Source organism: Desulforapulum autotrophicum HRM2 (assembly GCF_000020365.1).
Lineage (GTDB): Bacteria > Desulfobacterota > Desulfobacteria > Desulfobacterales > Desulfobacteraceae > Desulforapulum > Desulforapulum autotrophicum.
This window is the reverse complement of the sequence record NC_012108.1, coordinates 123,718-141,298: the sequence shown is the minus strand read 5'-3', so window position 1 is coordinate 141,298 and position 17,581 is coordinate 123,718. Positions and strand designations below refer to the sequence as shown.

20 protein-coding genes and 2 riboswitches are annotated in these 17,581 nt (G+C 47.5%); of the genes, 5 read left to right on the top strand and 15 right to left on the bottom strand.

The window, feature by feature from the left end:
* Positions 1 to 3 precede the first annotated feature (3 nt).
* The 6 genes from HRM2_RS00555 to HRM2_RS28005 all read right to left on the bottom strand — a co-directional run bounded on the left by HRM2_RS00555 (position 4) and on the right by HRM2_RS28005 (position 3,954).
* Positions 4 to 645 (bottom strand): ferric reductase-like transmembrane domain-containing protein, encoded by a 642-nt coding sequence (locus HRM2_RS00555; protein ID WP_012662490.1) that lies wholly within the window; start codon positions 643 to 645, stop codon positions 4 to 6.
* A gap of 2 nt (positions 646 to 647) precedes the next feature.
* Positions 648 to 863: a 4Fe-4S dicluster domain-containing protein gene (locus HRM2_RS00550; protein WP_012662489.1), complete on the bottom strand. Its 216-nt coding sequence runs from the start codon at positions 861 to 863 to the stop codon at positions 648 to 650.
* A 179-nt stretch (positions 864 to 1,042) separates the two neighbouring features.
* Positions 1,043 to 1,363: an EF-hand domain-containing protein gene (locus HRM2_RS00545; RefSeq protein ID WP_012662488.1), complete on the bottom strand. Its 321-nt coding sequence runs from the start codon at positions 1,361 to 1,363 to the stop codon at positions 1,043 to 1,045.
* Positions 1,364 to 1,534: 171 nt separating this feature from the next.
* Positions 1,535 to 2,146 carry a DUF6515 family protein gene (locus HRM2_RS00540; protein ID WP_012662487.1) on the bottom strand — a complete coding sequence of 204 codons (612 nt, stop codon included), beginning with the start codon at positions 2,144 to 2,146 and terminating at the stop codon, positions 1,535 to 1,537.
* Between the two features lie 1,221 nt (positions 2,147 to 3,367).
* Entirely contained in the window at positions 3,368 to 3,532 is a 165-nt protein-coding gene (locus HRM2_RS28010) for a hypothetical protein (protein WP_012662484.1), read from the bottom strand.
* Between the two features lie 167 nt (positions 3,533 to 3,699).
* Positions 3,700 to 3,954, bottom strand: coding sequence for a hypothetical protein (locus tag HRM2_RS28005; RefSeq protein WP_148214529.1), 255 nt, complete (start codon positions 3,952 to 3,954; stop codon positions 3,700 to 3,702).
* A 251-nt stretch (positions 3,955 to 4,205) separates the two neighbouring features.
* On the opposite strand from HRM2_RS28005, the gene HRM2_RS00525 reads away from it, so the two are divergent.
* Positions 4,206 to 4,574 (top strand): DUF423 domain-containing protein, encoded by a 369-nt coding sequence (locus HRM2_RS00525; RefSeq protein WP_012662482.1) that lies wholly within the window; start codon positions 4,206 to 4,208, stop codon positions 4,572 to 4,574.
* Positions 4,575 to 4,655: 81 nt separating this feature from the next.
* On the opposite strand, the gene HRM2_RS27290 is transcribed toward HRM2_RS00525, so the two are convergent.
* The 8 genes from HRM2_RS27290 to HRM2_RS00480 form a co-directional block, all read right to left on the bottom strand.
* Complete coding sequence (locus tag HRM2_RS27290) at positions 4,656 to 4,883, bottom strand: hypothetical protein (protein WP_012662481.1); 228 nt, start codon at positions 4,881 to 4,883, stop codon at positions 4,656 to 4,658.
* A 132-nt stretch (positions 4,884 to 5,015) separates the two neighbouring features.
* The gene (locus HRM2_RS00515; protein ID WP_012662480.1) at positions 5,016 to 6,263 is read right to left on the bottom strand and encodes an OprD family outer membrane porin; all 1,248 of its coding nucleotides are present in this window, start codon (positions 6,261 to 6,263) and stop codon (positions 5,016 to 5,018) included.
* A gap of 98 nt (positions 6,264 to 6,361) precedes the next feature.
* Positions 6,362 to 7,147 (bottom strand): ABC transporter ATP-binding protein, encoded by a 786-nt coding sequence (locus tag HRM2_RS00510; protein WP_012662479.1) that lies wholly within the window; start codon positions 7,145 to 7,147, stop codon positions 6,362 to 6,364.
* Positions 7,147 to 8,223 (bottom strand): FecCD family ABC transporter permease, encoded by a 1,077-nt coding sequence (locus HRM2_RS00505; protein ID WP_012662478.1) that lies wholly within the window; start codon positions 8,221 to 8,223, stop codon positions 7,147 to 7,149. The genes HRM2_RS00510 and HRM2_RS00505 overlap by 1 nt, the downstream gene beginning before the upstream one ends.
* Complete coding sequence (locus HRM2_RS00500) at positions 8,201 to 9,715, bottom strand: ABC transporter substrate-binding protein (RefSeq protein ID WP_012662477.1); 1,515 nt, start codon at positions 9,713 to 9,715, stop codon at positions 8,201 to 8,203. Before HRM2_RS00500 ends, HRM2_RS00505 begins: the two co-directional genes overlap by 23 nt.
* 139 nt (positions 9,716 to 9,854) lie before the next feature.
* A riboswitch (cobalamin riboswitch) is annotated at positions 9,855 to 10,037 on the bottom strand.
* 182 nt (positions 10,038 to 10,219) lie between these two features.
* Positions 10,220 to 10,402, bottom strand: a riboswitch (cobalamin riboswitch).
* Positions 10,403 to 10,834: 432 nt separating this feature from the next.
* Entirely contained in the window at positions 10,835 to 11,581 is a 747-nt protein-coding gene (locus HRM2_RS00490; protein ID WP_012662476.1) for an ABC transporter permease, read from the bottom strand.
* Positions 11,578 to 12,312 (bottom strand): ABC transporter ATP-binding protein, encoded by a 735-nt coding sequence (locus HRM2_RS00485; protein ID WP_012662475.1) that lies wholly within the window; start codon positions 12,310 to 12,312, stop codon positions 11,578 to 11,580. Before HRM2_RS00485 ends, HRM2_RS00490 begins: the two co-directional genes overlap by 4 nt.
* A 14-nt stretch (positions 12,313 to 12,326) precedes the next feature.
* Entirely contained in the window at positions 12,327 to 13,289 is a 963-nt protein-coding gene (locus HRM2_RS00480; RefSeq protein WP_012662474.1) for an ABC transporter substrate-binding protein, read from the bottom strand.
* Between the two features lie 298 nt (positions 13,290 to 13,587).
* On the opposite strand from HRM2_RS00480, the gene HRM2_RS00475 reads away from it, so the two are divergent.
* From HRM2_RS00475 to HRM2_RS00465, 3 genes are all read left to right on the top strand, one after another.
* Positions 13,588 to 14,940 carry a tetratricopeptide repeat protein gene (locus tag HRM2_RS00475; RefSeq protein ID WP_012662473.1) on the top strand — a complete coding sequence of 451 codons (1,353 nt, stop codon included), beginning with the start codon at positions 13,588 to 13,590 and terminating at the stop codon, positions 14,938 to 14,940.
* A 91-nt stretch (positions 14,941 to 15,031) separates the two neighbouring features.
* The gene (locus tag HRM2_RS00470) at positions 15,032 to 15,265 is read left to right on the top strand and encodes a KH domain-containing protein (protein WP_012662472.1); all 234 of its coding nucleotides are present in this window, start codon (positions 15,032 to 15,034) and stop codon (positions 15,263 to 15,265) included.
* Between the two features lie 53 nt (positions 15,266 to 15,318).
* Positions 15,319 to 16,260: a ribose-phosphate diphosphokinase gene (locus HRM2_RS00465; protein ID WP_012662471.1), complete on the top strand. Its 942-nt coding sequence runs from the start codon at positions 15,319 to 15,321 to the stop codon at positions 16,258 to 16,260.
* A 172-nt stretch (positions 16,261 to 16,432) separates the two neighbouring features.
* Here the strand turns inward: HRM2_RS00465 and HRM2_RS00460 are convergent, their stop codons facing one another.
* On the bottom strand, positions 16,433 to 17,017 hold the full coding sequence (locus HRM2_RS00460) for a class I SAM-dependent methyltransferase (protein ID WP_012662470.1): 585 nt from the start codon (positions 17,015 to 17,017) through the stop codon (positions 16,433 to 16,435).
* 348 nt (positions 17,018 to 17,365) lie between these two features.
* Between HRM2_RS00460 and HRM2_RS00455 the strand changes: the two genes are divergently transcribed.
* On the top strand, positions 17,366 to 17,581 hold the full coding sequence (locus HRM2_RS00455) for a 4Fe-4S dicluster domain-containing protein (RefSeq protein ID WP_012662469.1): 216 nt from the start codon (positions 17,366 to 17,368) through the stop codon (positions 17,579 to 17,581).

Below are 17,581 nucleotides of genomic sequence, written 5' to 3'. Positions count from 1 at the left end.
CATTTATACCTCTTCAGTTTTCTTGATTGATTTAAAGGTGTAAGCTTTCATAAGGAGCAAAATTCCGCAGACCCCAGTAGAAATGATGAGGAGTGACATGGGAAAACTTGAATGACGGCCCAGATCAATGGCGTGCCATGCGGCAACAGAGACAAACAAAATGGCCAGAATACCGTGAAAAACCCGCCAGGTCTTATATTCCATGGGCAGTTTTTTGCGGACAAAAGATGTTATACCGAGTATTATCAGAAGAGACCATGCAATGATGCCAAGCACTACTCCCTGACTGGTAAAGGTGGTAATGGTGGTGATGAAGGCATCCGCTGGGTCAATCCCGGCCTCAAGAAACCTTGGAACAAACAAGAAAACAGGGTGAAAAAGCAATATAATGACAAATGTATATCCCATGATTTTATGATATTTTATGACCTTACTCATCTTAAGGTCTGCAACAGCGGATTTATTCGTCCGTGCCCAGAAAAACTGCCCGATCATCTGGAAGAATGACAGAATCGTTATAAGGGATAATGCTTCCTTTAACAAAGTCCGTTCCGGGGCATTGCCCATGGCCCAGATCAGCAGCGGTAAACCAGCAAAAGTCAGTATTGTCTGTTTAAAAAAATTATTTGTGATATACGCACCCATTATTACCCCCATGAAACCACAACCGGAATAGATTTTTCCGGTGAAATACGAATTGCATCCACAGGACAATACATCCTGCACAAATGACATATCTGGCAATCTGCCGGATATTTGATAACGGCTTTTTCAGTTTCTGGGTCCAGGCGAATCACGTCAGTGGGACAGGTTTTGACGCATGTTCCGCAACCAATACAGCCTTTAATGGATTTGATGGTCATGTGGTTTCCCATATATCGCTTGTCTGTTCATATCAACGCTCCTTTTTGTAAAGGTGGCACCAAAAATCACCAACAAAAAAGGCCTCCCATCACAGTAAAAAATCATAAGGATGGCTCCTCGCTGTATGGTAGGCTATCCACTTTATTCAGCGAGGATCTTCTTGTCTATAATGGTGGGATTATCCCTTTTTCGGTCCAGATGGTGGGCTGTCGGGAACTTCATCTTTATCAAGGAACCCATCTTGGTTCACGTCAAACTGAGTAAAATCTTTATCCGGTCCAGGAAACTCTTCTTTGGAGAGCTTGCCGTCGTGATCCTTGTCATATTGGCTGAAAAGTTGTGCCTTTGACGGCGGCGGCCCCTGCTGGGAACCTCCCTGCCGGGAACTATTTCGATCAGAGCCCCCCTGATATCCAGTGCATCCGGTAATACCCGCAGTCAGCATGAGAATACCAGAAAAAACAACCAGCGTCTTCTTACTCAACTCCATGATTTTCATGATTACTCCTTTTGTGCATTAATTTTTTATGGCTTGACAACAAAATCTGCCATTCCGGGCAAGGGGGTCCACGGGTGGCCAATCTTGTTATCAAGCCAATTCTATAAAATTTTAACAATTAAAAATGGGAAGCATGGGGAAAAACTGTCAGGAAAGACAGTGGATCTCATCTTAACCTGCCGGCACCCGGTTCAAATCTTGTGTAAAGCGTTTGTCAACCCATCCCAGTTTGCCGGAAGGGAGCTCCACATAAAGCCACCCCTTTGACTCCTGGTATATGTTGAGGGTTTCTCCCTTGTATGCCAGGAACGCCGCCTCGTATTTCATACCTGGCCCGGATCTTACGTTGAGCATATCCACCGTAACGGAAACCTGACCTTTGCATTTTACGATCTGGGAATCTTCCTTTTCCCCGGCAGCTGTTAAAACATGCGGTGCCACGACCATATAACCGCCAGCCACCCGAACATAACAGACACCATTGAAATAGTAGTATTTTGCATCATCAACAATCCGGATGCCGTATCCAGGGGGAAGCATCGGGATGACTGCCCCTTCAGGGGGGGGGACAGGCACATACCCGGCCGGTGCTCTATGATAAAATGCGCCGTCTCTGAAAAACAGATGATGGCCTCCAACAATAATGAGCTCAAATAACGGGCCAGGCCAAAATCCGGGGAAATGCCCCCCGGGGTGACCGGCAAAAACAGGCGTTCCCGAACAGATGATCCCCGAAACGATCAAAATCCCAATAGTTTTTTTATACTTTTTCATTGCCGTCATGATTACTCCTTCAAGTTCGCCATGTTTAAATGAGTTGCTCCTGCACCTCACCAAATCTCCGGATCACTTATCTTGACTGATTTGCCGAGATCAGGGGGATTTTCCGGGAAAAAACCGGACGATCACGGCTCTTGGCCTGAGCACAGTGCCGGTAATATTTTAAATATTAAAACCGGTGATCCTGTTCCAGACAACGATTTTATCATGACAAAACAATGAGGGAAAATTTTGAGAAAATTATGTGGACAAATAAAGGGGGTTGAAACGATTTAAAATTTTCTGATTATAACGGATTTCGGGGAGGGCTCCTGTACCCTTTTAAAGAGCTTGAGATCATAAGATTTTGTAACCAATTCTCATGATACCGAAATCCGTTTAGCCTTTCGGCCGGGCTTTGCAGACCCTGATACTTTTGGACTGTCATAGGGTTCGAAGGGGCAAAATTGTTAATAATAAGAGCCCATGCGCGAATTCCAAGTTCAGCCGACTCAATATTGCCGTGAAAATATTGGGTATTGAATAAATATCGATCCATCCTTTGCATGAGTCGATCAATCATGTTGCTGGTTCTGTGAGAACCAGCTAAATCATATGGCTTTGTAAATTTTTTTAGATTATTGCGTATCTTTTTTTGATCTTATCCATCATAAACCTAGGAATATCCGATTTTGATCCCCATTCGTATAGACGCCTTATCCTCTGTGAAAATGTTGCTTTAGTCTTGGCTTTGTAGTAGACCTCCTTTTTGAAAAATACATATCTTTCATCTGATAATTTTGTTCAACCCCAAAGGGAAAAAGTTCTGGATATTGAATTCTAAACTTATCAAAAACAGATCGAAAACAAGCCGGATCTTGAATTTTAAGCTGATATTCAACTTGATTAAATCGACTACAATTGTACGTTCACTACGGGGAGTTGGTTTTGATTCTGACTGTGGCATCTGACCTTCCTTTGGTAGGTTGTATTGTCCAAGTCAACCATACCTGGAAGAGATCCTACTGTCCAGTATTTTAGCCGCTCCCCTAAATTAGTTATAATCAGAATAATTTTTTCATCACCAATGTCGTGTGTAAAATCATTAATCAATTGTGATGTTTCGGTAGCCTGAACAATATAGACATCATGGCTTTGATGATCAAGAATCTCATCGTTGAATTTATTTTTCAGCTGTTCAAGGCTCTCCTTATCGTTTTCCTGAAAGGCATCTTCGGATCCTGTTTAATCTGTCAGGTGCGGATGATCATCGTTGATTCCCATGGAACCTGCCTGAAAAATTCTTGAGTCCATCAAGCGAGGAGCCGTCGTTATGATCGGCTTGAAATCCATGTGGGCGGGGATATCGGTTTTAATATCTATTCCGGGTGCGATTTCAATAAGTTCCATTCCCTGGGGGGTTAGTTCGAAAACGCATCGTTCGGTTACCTATAGTACTTTCTGGCCGTTTTTTATGGCATATTTTCCACTAAAGGTGACATGTCCTACATGGTCCAGAAACTTGATGGACTTTCCTTCCTTGTCAATGGAAAGTCGCCCATCCTTGACAGATATCTTTACCCCTTTAGGGTAAAGGTACCCATGAAAAGAACCCGTTGTGTGTTCTGTGTAATATCTATGAAGCCTCCAGCACCGGCAAGCCGTGGGCCGAATTTGCTTACATTAAGATTGCCCCGGCTGTCTGCCTGAGCAAGGCCCACAAAGCCTATGTCCAGGCCTCCTCCATGGTAAAAATCGAATTGGGCTGGCTGGCCGATAATTCCCTGGGGAATATTATAGCCGATCACCTTGTTCTCAACGTCTCTGCGCATAACCCTTTAGATAACGACGTGTTTGATGAACCGCAGTCTGGACATTTTAATCAGCCTTGTTTTTTCATGATGGTCATGAAAAGGGGAGGTTGAATTATATGAGCCCAGTCCCCCTGGTTCGGAATCGAGAATAAAATGTTTGTTGAAAACAATACAACTGTATGGTTAAAATCATAAGCACCAAATGGGTGGTCACTCCAGATTCAACCTCATTTGCGATTATAACTTTACATTAAAAGGACAAAGAAAGAATGGAACGAGTCTTTTTTATCATAGGAGCGCTTTCCGCCTTCATCGGAGTTGCAGCTGGCGCGTTCGGCGCCCACGGTTTAAAGAGTCGAATGAACACCGAGATGCTTTCAGTTTTCGAGGTGGGGGTACGCTACCAGATGTATCATGCCTTCGCACTGATCATAGCCGCTGGGGTGCAGTCAAAGTGGCCCTCCACGCTCATAACCACCGGCGGGTGGTTGTTTGTCATAGGTACGATTTTATTTTCCGGGAGCCTGTATCTGATGAGTGTGACCGAGGTTAGATGGTTGGGTGCAATCACGCCGCTGGGCGGATTAGCATTTCTGGCAGGATGGGTCTGCATGGCGTGGGGTGCCTGGAGGGCTTAGACAAATTCACCTGGGGGTTTCGTCCCCCTTTGATCGCCTCAATATCCTTACGCACGGAGAATTTCACAGTTTGTTCAATAATCAAGTAAAATATGCGTTCACGCTTTTCGTGCCGTTTGAACAGGCGCGATTCAACCCCTCGGTTGTGGCAAAGGACTCCACAAAAAACAAGACGGCTACACTGACCCCTGGGTTCAGGCAAAGGGCTGTAAAGCCGTGGGGCAGGGCGGCTGGCAGATATCCCTCCCAGGATGCCGGGAAGCCGGAAAGAATCAGGATGCGTTTGCCCAGAAAAACAGCCCCTTCCACACTGTGGGTGACCAGAAGATAGGAAACAGAGGTCGCAAGGCAGGTGATCAGCAGCGTGTCCTGGAGATTTTCCCGGGAAAGTTTTTGTTTCCCAGGGAGCAGTGCCCCAGAGCATGGCGAAGGGTCATCACATTAGAAACGATAGGTAAGATAAGTCCTGGAATCGGTCCAGTCTTTACCGCCCGCCACGTCTTCGTCCCCATTGATGATGGCGTAGCGTAAGCGAAGACTCAGGTTTTTAAATATCCCACCGAATTTATACTGGACATCGAAATCAATCTCATCAATATCCGGTGAGGCATTATCACCACTATCCGGTGTATCGAAACTGCCGTAAAAGACATAAGCGCTTAAACCTTTTACACCGATGTGACCGAAATCATATTTGAGCCTTAGCGCCCAAGCGTCTTCTTCCCCTCTATCTAACTTTTTATATTGCATACATATAACGTGATGATTGCCAAACGGGGCACGTATTGCATCGGAACCATTAACCCCGTAATAGGCAGACAGAGTCGTCCCATAGCATGACAAGGACCCAATAGCACCCGTAGTATAGGTGTCTATAGATCCATCCAGGGCATCCCCGACATCCCGCTGATTCAGATAGCGTGCATCTATGGTTATGTTAAATTTGTCATTGTACTTTTTACGATAGCGTCCCCGCAAATAGATATCATTCATTACCTCCGTATAATAATAATCCCAAAGTTCAAACTGCAGATCCCCAGGAGCACGCCATAAAATTCCGCCGATAATGGAATCGCCATCATCACCTTCATTATTGGTAATGCCCTGGGCCATAGATTCCCATTCCTCACTGGCCCAGTCCATCCATTTCCAAAGGTAATATCCATGGAATTCGAGTTTTTCAATACTTTTATTTATGATGCTCACACCCTGATAAGTTTTAGGTGTTAGCCGGACATCATGGCCCTTCAGCCACGGAGTGGTCAAATACTGAGCGCCCACAACAGCGACAGTATCCCATCCCTCAAATTTTAAAAAATATTCGTTGAGAGCCGTATAACTTTCATGATCGGTTTTCGTATCACCCATAGCCAACACGCCACGGTAGACTTCATTGCTGCTGCTGTTGAGTTCCGAGCCTCCCTGGCCAGTTTTAAATCCAACCCCCATACTGAACCCTTTAAGCGGTGAGGTCTCATAGCTGAGCACACCGCCGACTGCAGCGGATTGCCAATCATTCGCTCCATCATCATAATCTCTTTGGAACCATATCGTTTTAAAAAAACCACTCACATCTCCCTCGGCAAAAGCCTCCTTCACGTTTTGTGCTTCTCCTGCAAAAGATATCGTGACCATTGAGAGTAGTAGAATGACCGGCAGGGTTATTTTTTTAATAAATCTGCATTTCATGTTTTTTATCCTTTCCTGGTAGATGTGTAATGGGGTTCCTCGCTATTTCGTGGGGACATCCGGGATGATTTCATGGCGGCATAGGCGTTTGCGCAAACCTAAGCATTGCGGATCGACCTGATGGGTGAGATGGCAGGGACCCCATTTTTATCATGCGTCACATTCGCTATGACCCCGTATACTTCACGCAGCATATCTGCACTGATCACTTCGCGTGGCGTTCCCGCACAGTTCAATGAGCCATTACCGTTGAAAATAACCAGATACTGAGCATACCTTACCGCAAGGTTGATATCGTGCATTACCACAACAATGTCGACATTTTGTTTCTGCACGATCTTTTGCAGCAACTGACACACCTCAAGCTGCTTTTGCAGATCAAGGGAATTAGCCGGTTCATCCAAGAGCATCAGCTTTGGTTCTCGAACCAGTGTCTGGGCAATAAACACCAGTTTCTTCTGCCCGCCACTTAATTCACCGAAATTGCGGTTGGCCAATGATTCGATATTCAAGGCATTCAAGGTCGAAATCACTATGTCAAAATCTTCGTCGGATACTTTGTACCCCAATTCCGGCAATCGGCCCAACAACACCATTTCAAGTACCGTGAGCATTGAATTGTCGATATCCATTTGAGGCAGATAAGACATTAATTTTGTCTTCTCGTCGGTCTTCATTCTGGTGAGGTTATCCTGACCATAGTAAATGGTGCCATCGTATTTCAACAAACCGTAAATTGATTTTAACAAGGTGGATTTTCCCGCGCCGTTGGGACCGAGGATTATCGACAACCCCCGTTCAAACTCGATATTCAGACCTTGGAAAACGGTATGCCGCTTCCCTGCGGAGCGATAGCCAAAGGAAAGATTCTGTATCCTGAGCATCACATGACCCTCATTCTGCTGAAGATGATGGCCAGAAACACCGGGATGCCTATAATCGCGGTGATCAGCCCGATAGGCATTATCACGCCAGGTATGGCCACCTTGCTGATTACAAAGGCAAAAGAGACCACTACTGCGCCGACAAGCGCTGAGAGCGGCAAAAAAAAGCGCTGATCCTCACCCACAAACCGGCGGGCGATGTGGGGAGCGATGATGCCAACAAAACCGATAGCCCCCACAAAACAGACTGCAAACGCTGTGAGCAGAGAGGCCAATAGAATTACCATGCGGCGGATTTTGTGGGTATCCACCCCCAGGCTGCGCGCCTTGGTATCTTCCAAGGTCATGGCGGTGAGCTTCCAAGCGTTTTTATAAAAAACGGCAAAACAGAAAAGCAGTACTGCAAAAACCAGCAGGAACTTCATCCAGTTGGTTTTTAACAGGCTTCCCATGTTCCAGAAAACCAGACTCTGCAGGTCTTCATCGTCCGCGATGTACTGCAATATCATAGTCAAGGCGGTGAAAAAAAAGTTCAGGGCAATGCCGAAAAGAATAATGGTATGCTTTCCCGCCCCCTGCCTTAGTGAGAAGGCATAGACCAGAACCGAAGCAAGTAGTGCAAAGGCAAAGGCATTGGTGGTCACCATGAGCGGCGCGGACACGTTAAGCACATTGGTATCCAGGATAAGTCCCAGCGCCGCCCCAAAAGAAGCTGCGTTCGTGATGCCCAGTGTGAAGGGACTGGCAATGGGGTTACGCAGAATGGTCTGTATTTCGCAGCCGCCAATCCCCAGGCAGGCACCTACAGCAGCCGCCATCAAGGCCATGGGCATACGGATACGATTGACGATCATCGGGTTATGTCCCTCACCTTCGCCGGTGAAGATGATGGTGATGATCTCTTCCAGAGATATGGCTGAAGAACCCAGTGAAATATTGAGCAGCAACAGCATGATGACGATCACCAGGAGGGCCGTCACCAGTATGGCCCTCTTTCTGATCATGCTGTTGTAAATTTGACGGTTTGCACTCATGCTTTGATGGCTCATACGATTAATTACCTTCAGGGCCTTCATACCTGTATACCCAGTGGGTAATGCTGCTGTTCACCATCATAAAGCGGTCAAAGAATTCCGCCAGAACGGCTTCGGGGTCCACCTCCTTAAATTCATCGGGGTGGAAGATTGTCGCCATTTTCAGGCAGGCGTAGAAGCCGTAAATGGACCGGTTCATGGCATGGGCCAGTTCATAGACATTTTGGTTCCTGACCGCTTTGAAATCCCGCCAGCCTGTTCTGTTGACGATATCAAAAGACGGCGCTTTGGCAGGATCATGGGGAAAATTGTCCATCCACCCGGCCCCGCAGGCACTTAGTATTATAAAGTCAGGGTCCACCTGGAGGATAATCTCGGGATCCAGGGTGCCTCTTCCGCCCTTACCTTTGGACGTGCTTACCAGCAAGGTATCAGCAATGTTGTCACCACCGGCCACAGCGATCAGATCGCCCCAGCCTTTTCTCTTACTGGTCTGGGTTAATCCAAATACTTCGGAATACCCTCTGAATTCATAATAAACTTCAGGTTTCTCAGTGATCTTTGAGATTTTAGACGCGATCAGGTCATACTGGTTGTCCAAAAAGGCGACCACTTCGGCAGCCCGCCCTTCCTGCTGGAATATTTTGCCCAATATTTCCAGGGTCTTTTGGGCAGAGGTACGAACACTTTTGCCGGGCACATCGATCATCACAATGGGGATACCCACCTCTTCAAGCTGGGCCATGATGGCTCCAACGTGGTGGTGGGCGCCCATGGCGGAGTTGACGATGAACACATCGGGGTCCCTGGCCAGGATCATCTCAAGGTCAAAAGGCGCGTTATGTTCAGAAATCTGGCCGAAGTGCTCCAGGTACTTACCCACGACGGGGGTGTAAACCCTGTCATATTTCCCAATGCTGCGGCTTCCGCTTTCACCGGAGGCTACCAGCTTGTTAAAGGCGTCCTTGCCCAAAAGCGGTATTATATAATCGATGACATCCATGGTGCTTATGGCATAGGAGGAGACCGGAAGATCGATGGTTACCTTGCGTCCCTTGGCGTCGGTGATGGTCACAGAATCGGTTTTAGGGGCCTTTTCAGGCATGGCGGCCGGGTTGAACCGAACCCGATCCACCGGCTTTTTCACCACTGGCACATAGCCCAGGGCCTTGGGATCTATACCGGCCTTTTTCAAGGCATCGGCCACGGCTGCGCGGACCGCATCTGCGGTTATGGTGGCACCGGAAACCCCATCCACATCCAAGGCCTGCTGTTCCACAATGGCTTTGCTCAGTTTTTCAATGGGGACGGTCCCCACCCCCTTGGTCTCGTGGTGTTTGTCATCTATCGCCACTGAAAGGATTTTGCCTTTATTGTTGAGCTCAACCTCGATATTGACCTCGCCGTGGTAACCCACGGCCGTACCTTTGTAAGAGCCGGCAAGCGATTTTGCCTCTATTGCAGATGGGCTGAATGCAGCCCATGATGCAAAGAGAAAAACAGCGGTAAAAAAAAGGGATAAACACTTATTCATGACAATCTCCTTATGCGAAATAATTGCTGATATGTGAACGATCTTAACCGGCCCCAGTATGTATTCTGAAAACAAAAAAACCTTGCTGCCCCAAATGGCCGCAAGGTTTTAAAAAGGCATTCCCCCACTCCACGAAGGCATCTATCCTGACTGCTTGGCCGGTCTCCTGACTTAGGTTCTTCCTACTGACCGCGCCTTCCAGAATCAGTTGATCCCGTGGCATTGGCGGCGTTCGTCCCCATTCACAGTGGCGGGTCCGCTGCGGAATTTCACCGCATTCCCGATTATCCCTATAGAGGGCACCCAGCAATCTATCTATCTATCTATCTATCTATCTATCTATTTATCTACTCTGATTTCTCGATATACTCTCCCTACTCTAAGCAATCGCCGACATGGGAACAGGCTTTATCGGCCCCAGTATGTATTCTAAAAACAAAAAAACCTTGCTGCCCCAAATGGCTGCAAGGTTTTAAAAAGGCATTCCCCCACTCCACGAAGGCAATCTTTCCTGACTGCTTGGCCGGTCTCCTGACTTAGGTTCTTCCTACTGACCGCGCCTTCCAGAATCAGTTGATCCCGTGGCGTTGGCGGCGTTCGTCCCCATTCACAGTGGCGGGTCCGCTGCGGAATTTCACCGCATTCCCGATTATCCCTATAGAGGGCACCCAGCAATCTATCCAATTTTTCATATACTCTCCTTAACTGGTTGTCAATACATTACGCCACAAATCAGCAATTCTAATTTTGGATATCAGTCCGTGTGACGGCGGTCGGTATTCCTTTTCTGAACATTGAGAAACAAAGGGGATCAGATTTTCGGGCAGGACAAACCCAACAAAACCGCAAATTGTCTGAGGGAGGTACGACCGAGTTTTTGCGGTTTGGGTTTGCCCTGTTCGAAAATCCCCCGACTTTTTCGGTTCAGAAAGGGAATACCGACTGCCGCATATACATTAAAACCAAAATTAGAATTGCTGGCCACAAATATCTCCAGACTTCCATATCCATACCATTGGGCTTTAATGCCGATGCCCTGAAAAGAATTGAAAACTTATTTGCCAACAACATTGACAGATCCCGCAGGCCAGCAACGGGAATGCAAATTTGTTCCAACCCTCAATGCCAGGGGCAACTGATTTTTTCCAGAAAATTGCTGCCCTCATTCAATATCACCCCCAGAAGGCTCATGCCGAATATTCCCACAAACATGGCGTTGAAATCCATTTGCCCCCAGGCGTCCATGATCAAATATCCCAACCCCTCGGTTGTGGCAAAGGACTCCACAAAAAACAAGACAGCTACACTTACCCCTGAGTTCAGGCGAAGGGCTGTAAAGCCGTGGGGCAGGGCGGCTGGCAGATATCCTTCCCAGAACAGCTGCCACTTGCTGGCCCCGAGGGATCGAATTGAATCCAGGTGCTTGGGGTGAATTCCCCGGACCCCGTCCCGGGTGGCCACCAATACCTGGTACCCGAGAATCAGGCTGATGATGATGATCTTGGAAAAATCCCCCAGCCCGAACAGCAAAAGCACTACGGGCAACAATACCACCTTGGGGATGGGATAGGTCATGGTTACAAAGGGGGACAGAAATTTGTCAAACTGACGGGAGCTGCCCATGAGGATTCCCAGGGGAAAGGCAACTGCCCAGCCAATGACCATTGCCGTCACAGCCCTGAAGGTACTGGCTGCGAAATGGTGCCAGAATTCAGACGTCATAAGCGCCCTGAAGAATGCAAGGACAGCATCTTCCGGACAGGGCAGGACATTTCGGGACAGCAGAATGGCCATGACTTTCCATATCAGATAAACCACCAGAATCGTTATGGCATATGGAACAGCGATGCGTCGGAGAAAGCTCACCAGTACTCCCCTATTCGATGCCGGATGGACCGGATCAGTTCGTAATATTCATTGGACCGTCGGTAGGCAATATCCCCAAACCCGGGGTTGTCGAATATTTCATGTATGGATGCCGGAGACCCGGAAAGAATCAGGATGCGTTTGCCCAGAAAAACAGCCTCTTCCACACTGTGGGTGACCAGAAGATAGGGAACAGAGGTCGCAAGCCAGGTGGTCAGCAGCGTGTCCTGGAGATTTTCCCGGGTGATTGCATCCAAAGAGGAGAAGGGTTCATCCATGAGCAGCAGCCGGGGTTTGGATACATAGGCCCTGGCAATGGCCACCCGTTGCTGTTCACCGCCGCTCATCACCAGGGGAAAATCGTTTTCACGGCCCGCCAATCCAAGTTCTGCCAAAATTTTCCGGGCCCTTGCATTTCGCTTTGTTCTGGAAACACCCTGTATTTTTAATCCCAGGGCCACATTCTGCAGATTGGTTTTCCAGGGCAGCAGGCCATAATTCTGGAGGATCAGGGCGACATCCGGTACGGGTTTGGATATGGTCCGGCCATCCATGAGAATCTGCCCGGCTTCAATTTTTTCAAGCCCGCTGATGAGATGGAGCAGGGTTGTCTTACCACAGCCGGAAGGCCCCAGAATAACCAGTGTTTCCCGGGCATCCAGAACAAAGGAAATATCCTTTAAAACCGCCTTTGAATTAAACCCCTTACATATATGGCTGACTTTAAGCATAGGACTCTTTCTGGTTATGGAATCAAGCGATCATATGGAATTGACTCGTTCAACAGCCCCTTTTTTATCATCCAGTCCTGGACCTGCTGTACTTCCGTCTGGGTAGGTATCCGGGGGTCTGGATATTGGTACATGGGAAAATTATCCACCAGGTCCTTGGGAATTCTGCAGGTTTTGATCATGAGGGCACGATATTTTTCCGGCGCCCGGTTAATGGCGTCGACCGATCGGGTATAGGCACGAACAAACGGTTCTGACAGATGGCCTTTGGCCCCATGTAAATTCAGGACGGTCAGGGGGATATCCAGTGCCTGGTCAGTCACAACAGGTCTGGCGCCCCTGCTCTGGGCAAGGGATGCCATGGGTTCGGGTAACAGGGCCGCATCTATCTTGCCCGTCAGAAGCATCTGCACGCGAAGGGGCATTCTCTTGATTTCAACGGGTTCCAATTGCATCATATCCGTTTCCGGGGCCTGTTTTAAAATATCCAGCAGATATTCAATAATAGATGCCTTGGAAATGGCCACCGTGATTTTTCCTTTTTCCCGGACCATCGGCAGTTCAGGAGATAACATCAACCCGAACATCCGCTGTTTTCGGTCCGTTGCGTAGGAAATAGTCAAAAACCGAACCGGGATATTATTGCGGATCATGAGCAGGGTTGCGGGGATATCACCGAAAAAGCCGTCCAGTTGACCGCTCTGCATGGCAGTGTTCCTTTCCATGGCACTGGAAAAAGAGACCAGTTTAACATTGAGATTCTCAGCTTTGAAATAGCCTTCCGCCACACCCACCTGCAGGGGCAGTGTATCAATTACCGGCAGAATACCCATGCGAAGGGTTTCCGCACAAAGGAGCCCGGCTGACAGTGAAAAAAGAACCACAAGTACACAGACAAGGCAGATTCTCTTTTTTTCACCATGGTTCGCTTCGGGTATTGTTTCCGTGCGGGCCGATTCCCTATTAATTTCTCCCATTAATATTTCCCCTTCATAATTGTCGTCAAACGCAACATCATAGGCCTATCCATGGATGAATTCAAGCAGGAATCTCCAAATGGACAGGGTCAGCCTTTAAGTTGCTCCGGGAATAATATTCAACGGTTCCCACCCCGTTGGGAACCGGGTCAGCAGAAATACTGCTTGAATAAACTTGCCCGGTATGCAAAGATTTTTCTAAATTAAAAGGTATTATGGTTCATTTTTAAAGATTTTCTGATCTCTCAGCATGACATCTGATTCAGGTAAAATGATAAATGACCTGTGTGGAGCAAAAATGATAAATGAACAGGTGACCCCCCAGAACTCAGCAAAACAGTCAATTCTGAAAAAACGTACAGCAGACGATTTTGAAAATATTCTCAAAAATGCGGCTTCAGCCCACAGACAGGGCAGGCTTGCCGAAGCGCAAAAAGGCTATGAAAAAGTATTGGAACAAAGGCCTGACTGGGGACAGTTGTTGAATGCCCTTGGAGCCGTATACCTGGACCAGTCCCGACCGGACAGGGCCAAAGCAATGTTTGAACGGGCAGCCAGGCTCAACCCTCCCCATTTATCAGCATGCTACAACTTGGGCAGGATGAAACAGCTGGAGAACGATCACAGTGGGGCCATAACGATCTACAGGGCCATGCTGGATGCCCAGCCGGACATGGGCGAAGTATGGAATAATATCGGTGTTGCATACAGGGAAATCGGGAAACCCGATGAGGCCATATCCAGTTTTCGCAAGGCCGTGGGGTTTGCACCTGAAATGGCAGAGGCATGGAACAACCTTGGCGTGGCCCAGGACGAACTCCATCTGACTGAAAAGGCTTCAGATTCATATGGAAAGGCCATTGAAATTCAGCCCGATTATGCCTCCGCCCACTTAAATCTCGGAATCTCCCTGCAAAATTCAGGACAACTCAAGGAAGCTGGAAAACACTACAGCAAAGTGCTTGAAATCCAGCCGGAAAATAAGGTGGCAAAATTCATGCTCCAGAGCATCGGGGCTTCAGAAACACCCGAAGCCGCACCAATGGAGCATGTGCGCGGTATCTTTGACCGGTGTGCCCAAAATTTTGAAAATATCCTGGTAAAAGAACTGGAATACAAAACCCCTGAACTCCTGTTTGATCTTGTGCGCCCTTATTTGACTGAACAGCTTAACATTCTGGACATCGGCTGCGGTACGGGTCTGGGCGCAAAGCTATACCAGCCGTTTGCGAAAAGCCTGACCGGCGTTGATGTCTCGTCTAAGATGCTCGAAAAGGCCGCTGAAAAAAAACTCTACAACCGGCTTGAGGTTTTTGACATCCTTCAGGACTGGACGTTTCCCAAGAAATTTGACCTGATATACAGCTCCGACGTCTTTGTATATTTCGGAAATCTGGATACCATCATCGGGTCCGCATCATCATATCTTGTTAACGGAGGGATAATTGCATTTTCAGTGGAAGAACTGGCAGACACCAGCCTGGACTACCAGCTCTTTCCCAGTGGTCGCTATGCACACTCACAAACATATATTCAGGATTGCCTGAATTGCCATGGATTGCAGTTAATAGAGAAAACCCAGGCCGATATCAGGAAGCAGTCTGGAAATCCAGTCAAAGGCCTGTTAATTGCGGCAATAAAACGAACATGAAACGATTCAAAAAAATTAAAATTTACAGGTCAAGCGTCTCTCCAAATTGAATTTTCATCTACCATCCTAGAGAAGAAAAGGAGAACCGGTTATGAAAGAGTTGATTCTGCTCATTGCGAAAGCGCTGGTTGATAATCCGGATCAGGTTGTTGTTCAAGAATTCGCGGCCCAGCAGACCCTTGTGTTGGAATTAAGTGTCGCAAAAGAAGATCTTGGCAAGATCATTGGCAAAAAAGGCAGGACGGTAACGGCCATGCGAACTATTTTATCATGTGCATCTGCAAAAAGAAAAAAAAGGGCCATCCTGGAAATAGTTGAAGAATAACCGTTGAACCGTTGTTTTGAAAAAACAACACCAGCAAAGAGGTCATTTTTTGCATGAATGAGAACTTAAAAGTGTTTTCAAGCGGCGCCAACACGCCCCTTGCCAGGGAAATCTGTAACCACATCGGCATCCCCCTGAGCCCGATAAAGATATCCCGGTTTTCAAACGACAACCTTTTTGTTCAGGTTCAGGAAAGCGTCAGGGAAAAAGACGTGTTCGTGGTTCAGTCCCTTACCCATCCTGCCAGCGACCATATCATGGCGCTCCTGCTGACCCTGGACGCCCTTCGCAGCGCATCTGCCAGACGGATCACTGCAGTAATTCCCTATTATTCCTATGCCCGGTCAGACAAAAAAGATTCCCCCAGGATATCCATTGCCGGACGACTGATTGCCGATCTGTTGAAAACGGCTGGCGCTGACCGGGTTCTGACCATGGACCTGCACGCAGATTCGGTTCATGGTTTCTTCAGTATGCCCGTGGACCATCTGACGGCAGTTCCAACCATCTGTGATTACTTTGCCCGCAGCCTGGACCTGTCCCGGGTGGTGGTTGTGGCCACCGATGCAGGAGGGGCCAAAAGGGCCGGCCGGTTTGCCGAACGCCTGAAAACATCCATGGCCATTATCGACAAGCGGCGAATCAGTGATTCAGATGTTAAACAGGGACTTGTGGTGGGCAATGTACAAGGCAGGGACGCCATTATCTTTGATGATGAAATCTCCACGGGCAGCACCCTTGTCGCCACGATTCAAACCCTTGAAAAGGCAGGTGTGGAAAAAATTTATGTGGGCGCCACCCACCCGGTCCTGTGCGGCAATGCCGTGGAAAACCTGAAAAATTCACCGGTTACAGAAATCGTTGTTTCAAATACCGTGGACATTCCCAACAACAAACTATTTCCGAAATTAAGAATTCTTTCCATGGGGGCTTTGTTCGCCCAGGCAATTTTGAGAATCCACACCGGAGAAAGCGTGAGTGCCCTGTTCCAATAGCGTCGTTCACCTGGAATTAAAATCGATTTATGGGGAAACGGTAAGGGGCTCAGATGTAAATAATTCCACAAATATGGTGCAGGATTTCAGCTCGTCTTCTGTGTTGTATCAAAGGGCACATATTTAAATATGCTTCCTTTGATGCGCCTTGAATACAAACTGAAATTCAGGCTTAATTTTTCCTTGACCGAAACGTGACCAGATAGTTGTATTGACCCATATCGGCCGTGTTTTCTCGTTTAAATCCATATCTGGCAACCATTTTTTCAACCTCTCCTTCAGACAGCCGGATCTCCATGGGCGGTCCAGGAGGTCCTTCAATTTTCTTGAACTCAACAACGGCAAGACATCCACCGGGTTTTAATATGCGATGAATTTTTTTTAAAACCACACCTGCCTTGTTGATTTCTTCAAAATCATGGAGGACAGTGGCCACAAGGCAGACATCAACACTGTCATCATCAATGTCTATTTCCTGTGTCACATCCAGAATAAGGGTTTTGATATTTGTGATGTCCCTGGCTTCAATCTCCTGGTCTAAAAGGCCAATTCCCTCCTGCCAGAAGTCCACGGCATAAACCAGCCCCTGATCACCAATAATCCCGGACAGGAACATGGAATAAAGCCCCCTGCCGCAGGCCAGATCAAGGACAACGGATCCAGGTTCCACCGGCAGAATGTCTGCCAGGATCTTTGTGTTTATTAATTCAAAACTACTCTTGCCTGCGCCCTTGGGATGTTTATGTTTATCATTCATGGGATTGCTCCTGTCACGGCTGGTCAGGACCGTTTCCTGTTTGGTTTACGCCTGGGGTTGTCGCACATACAAGCCCCAGGATTTTTTTTTATATGAAACACTCGCCAAAGCATTGTCAATGAAGGCGTTTCAAAGTTCGTTGAGGCCGGCAGGCCATATGGGTTATATAGCGGATTAAGGAAGGGTTGTACATTACCATGGCAATTAAAAATGGCAGACGGGGATAAAATTTATAAATTTCACGACTTTTTCACATTCTTTTCACGGCCCATTCACACCCCTGACGCTATAGTTCCCACAGGAAGAACAAACAGGGCGACTCCGTGTCCACTAACAGAGGAAAAGCAAATGACTATTAAATCAATTAAGGGGTGTATCGGTTGCGGGACCTGCGTCAAAACCTGCCCCACAGATGTGATCCGTCAGGATCCGAAAACAAAAAAGGCTTTCATCAAGTATCCGGCCGATTGCCAGATATGCCACCTTTGCCGGATGTATTGTCCAGTGGATGCCATTACTATTTCACCGGAAAAATCCATTCCGGTCGTGGTTTCATGGGGGTAA

Excerpts from the sequence above, each read along its gene's own strand:
- HRM2_RS00505 (WP_012662478.1), bottom strand. The coding sequence starts at position 8,223 with ATGAAGGCCCTGAAGGTAATTAATCGTATGAGCCATCAAAGCATGAGT.
- HRM2_RS00455 (WP_012662469.1), top strand. The coding sequence starts at position 17,366 with ATGACTATTAAATCAATTAAGGGGTGTATCGGTTGCGGGACCTGCGTC.
- HRM2_RS00485 (WP_012662475.1), bottom strand. The coding sequence starts at position 12,312 with ATGCTTAAAGTCAGCCATATATGTAAGGGGTTTAATTCAAAGGCGGTT.
- HRM2_RS00545 (WP_012662488.1), bottom strand. The coding sequence starts at position 1,363 with ATGAAAATCATGGAGTTGAGTAAGAAGACGCTGGTTGTTTTTTCTGGT.
- HRM2_RS00500 (WP_012662477.1), bottom strand. The coding sequence starts at position 9,715 with ATGAATAAGTGTTTATCCCTTTTTTTTACCGCTGTTTTTCTCTTTGCA.
- HRM2_RS00460 (WP_012662470.1), bottom strand. The coding sequence starts at position 17,017 with ATGAATGATAAACATAAACATCCCAAGGGCGCAGGCAAGAGTAGTTTT.
- HRM2_RS00510 (WP_012662479.1), bottom strand. The coding sequence starts at position 7,147 with ATGCTCAGGATACAGAATCTTTCCTTTGGCTATCGCTCCGCAGGGAAG.
- HRM2_RS00540 (WP_012662487.1), bottom strand. The coding sequence starts at position 2,146 with ATGACGGCAATGAAAAAGTATAAAAAAACTATTGGGATTTTGATCGTT.
- HRM2_RS00470 (WP_012662472.1), top strand. The coding sequence starts at position 15,032 with ATGAAAGAGTTGATTCTGCTCATTGCGAAAGCGCTGGTTGATAATCCG.
- HRM2_RS00550 (WP_012662489.1), bottom strand. The coding sequence starts at position 863 with ATGACCATCAAATCCATTAAAGGCTGTATTGGTTGCGGAACATGCGTC.
- HRM2_RS00475 (WP_012662473.1), top strand. The coding sequence starts at position 13,588 with ATGATAAATGAACAGGTGACCCCCCAGAACTCAGCAAAACAGTCAATT.
- HRM2_RS28010 (WP_012662484.1), bottom strand. The coding sequence starts at position 3,532 with ATGGAACTTATTGAAATCGCACCCGGAATAGATATTAAAACCGATATC.
- HRM2_RS00480 (WP_012662474.1), bottom strand. The coding sequence starts at position 13,289 with ATGGGAGAAATTAATAGGGAATCGGCCCGCACGGAAACAATACCCGAA.
- HRM2_RS00515 (WP_012662480.1), bottom strand. The coding sequence starts at position 6,263 with ATGAAATGCAGATTTATTAAAAAAATAACCCTGCCGGTCATTCTACTA.
- HRM2_RS28005 (WP_148214529.1), bottom strand. The coding sequence starts at position 3,954 with ATGCGCAGAGACGTTGAGAACAAGGTGATCGGCTATAATATTCCCCAG.
- HRM2_RS00525 (WP_012662482.1), top strand. The coding sequence starts at position 4,206 with ATGGAACGAGTCTTTTTTATCATAGGAGCGCTTTCCGCCTTCATCGGA.
- HRM2_RS00465 (WP_012662471.1), top strand. The coding sequence starts at position 15,319 with ATGAATGAGAACTTAAAAGTGTTTTCAAGCGGCGCCAACACGCCCCTT.
- HRM2_RS00555 (WP_012662490.1), bottom strand. The coding sequence starts at position 645 with ATGGGTGCGTATATCACAAATAATTTTTTTAAACAGACAATACTGACT.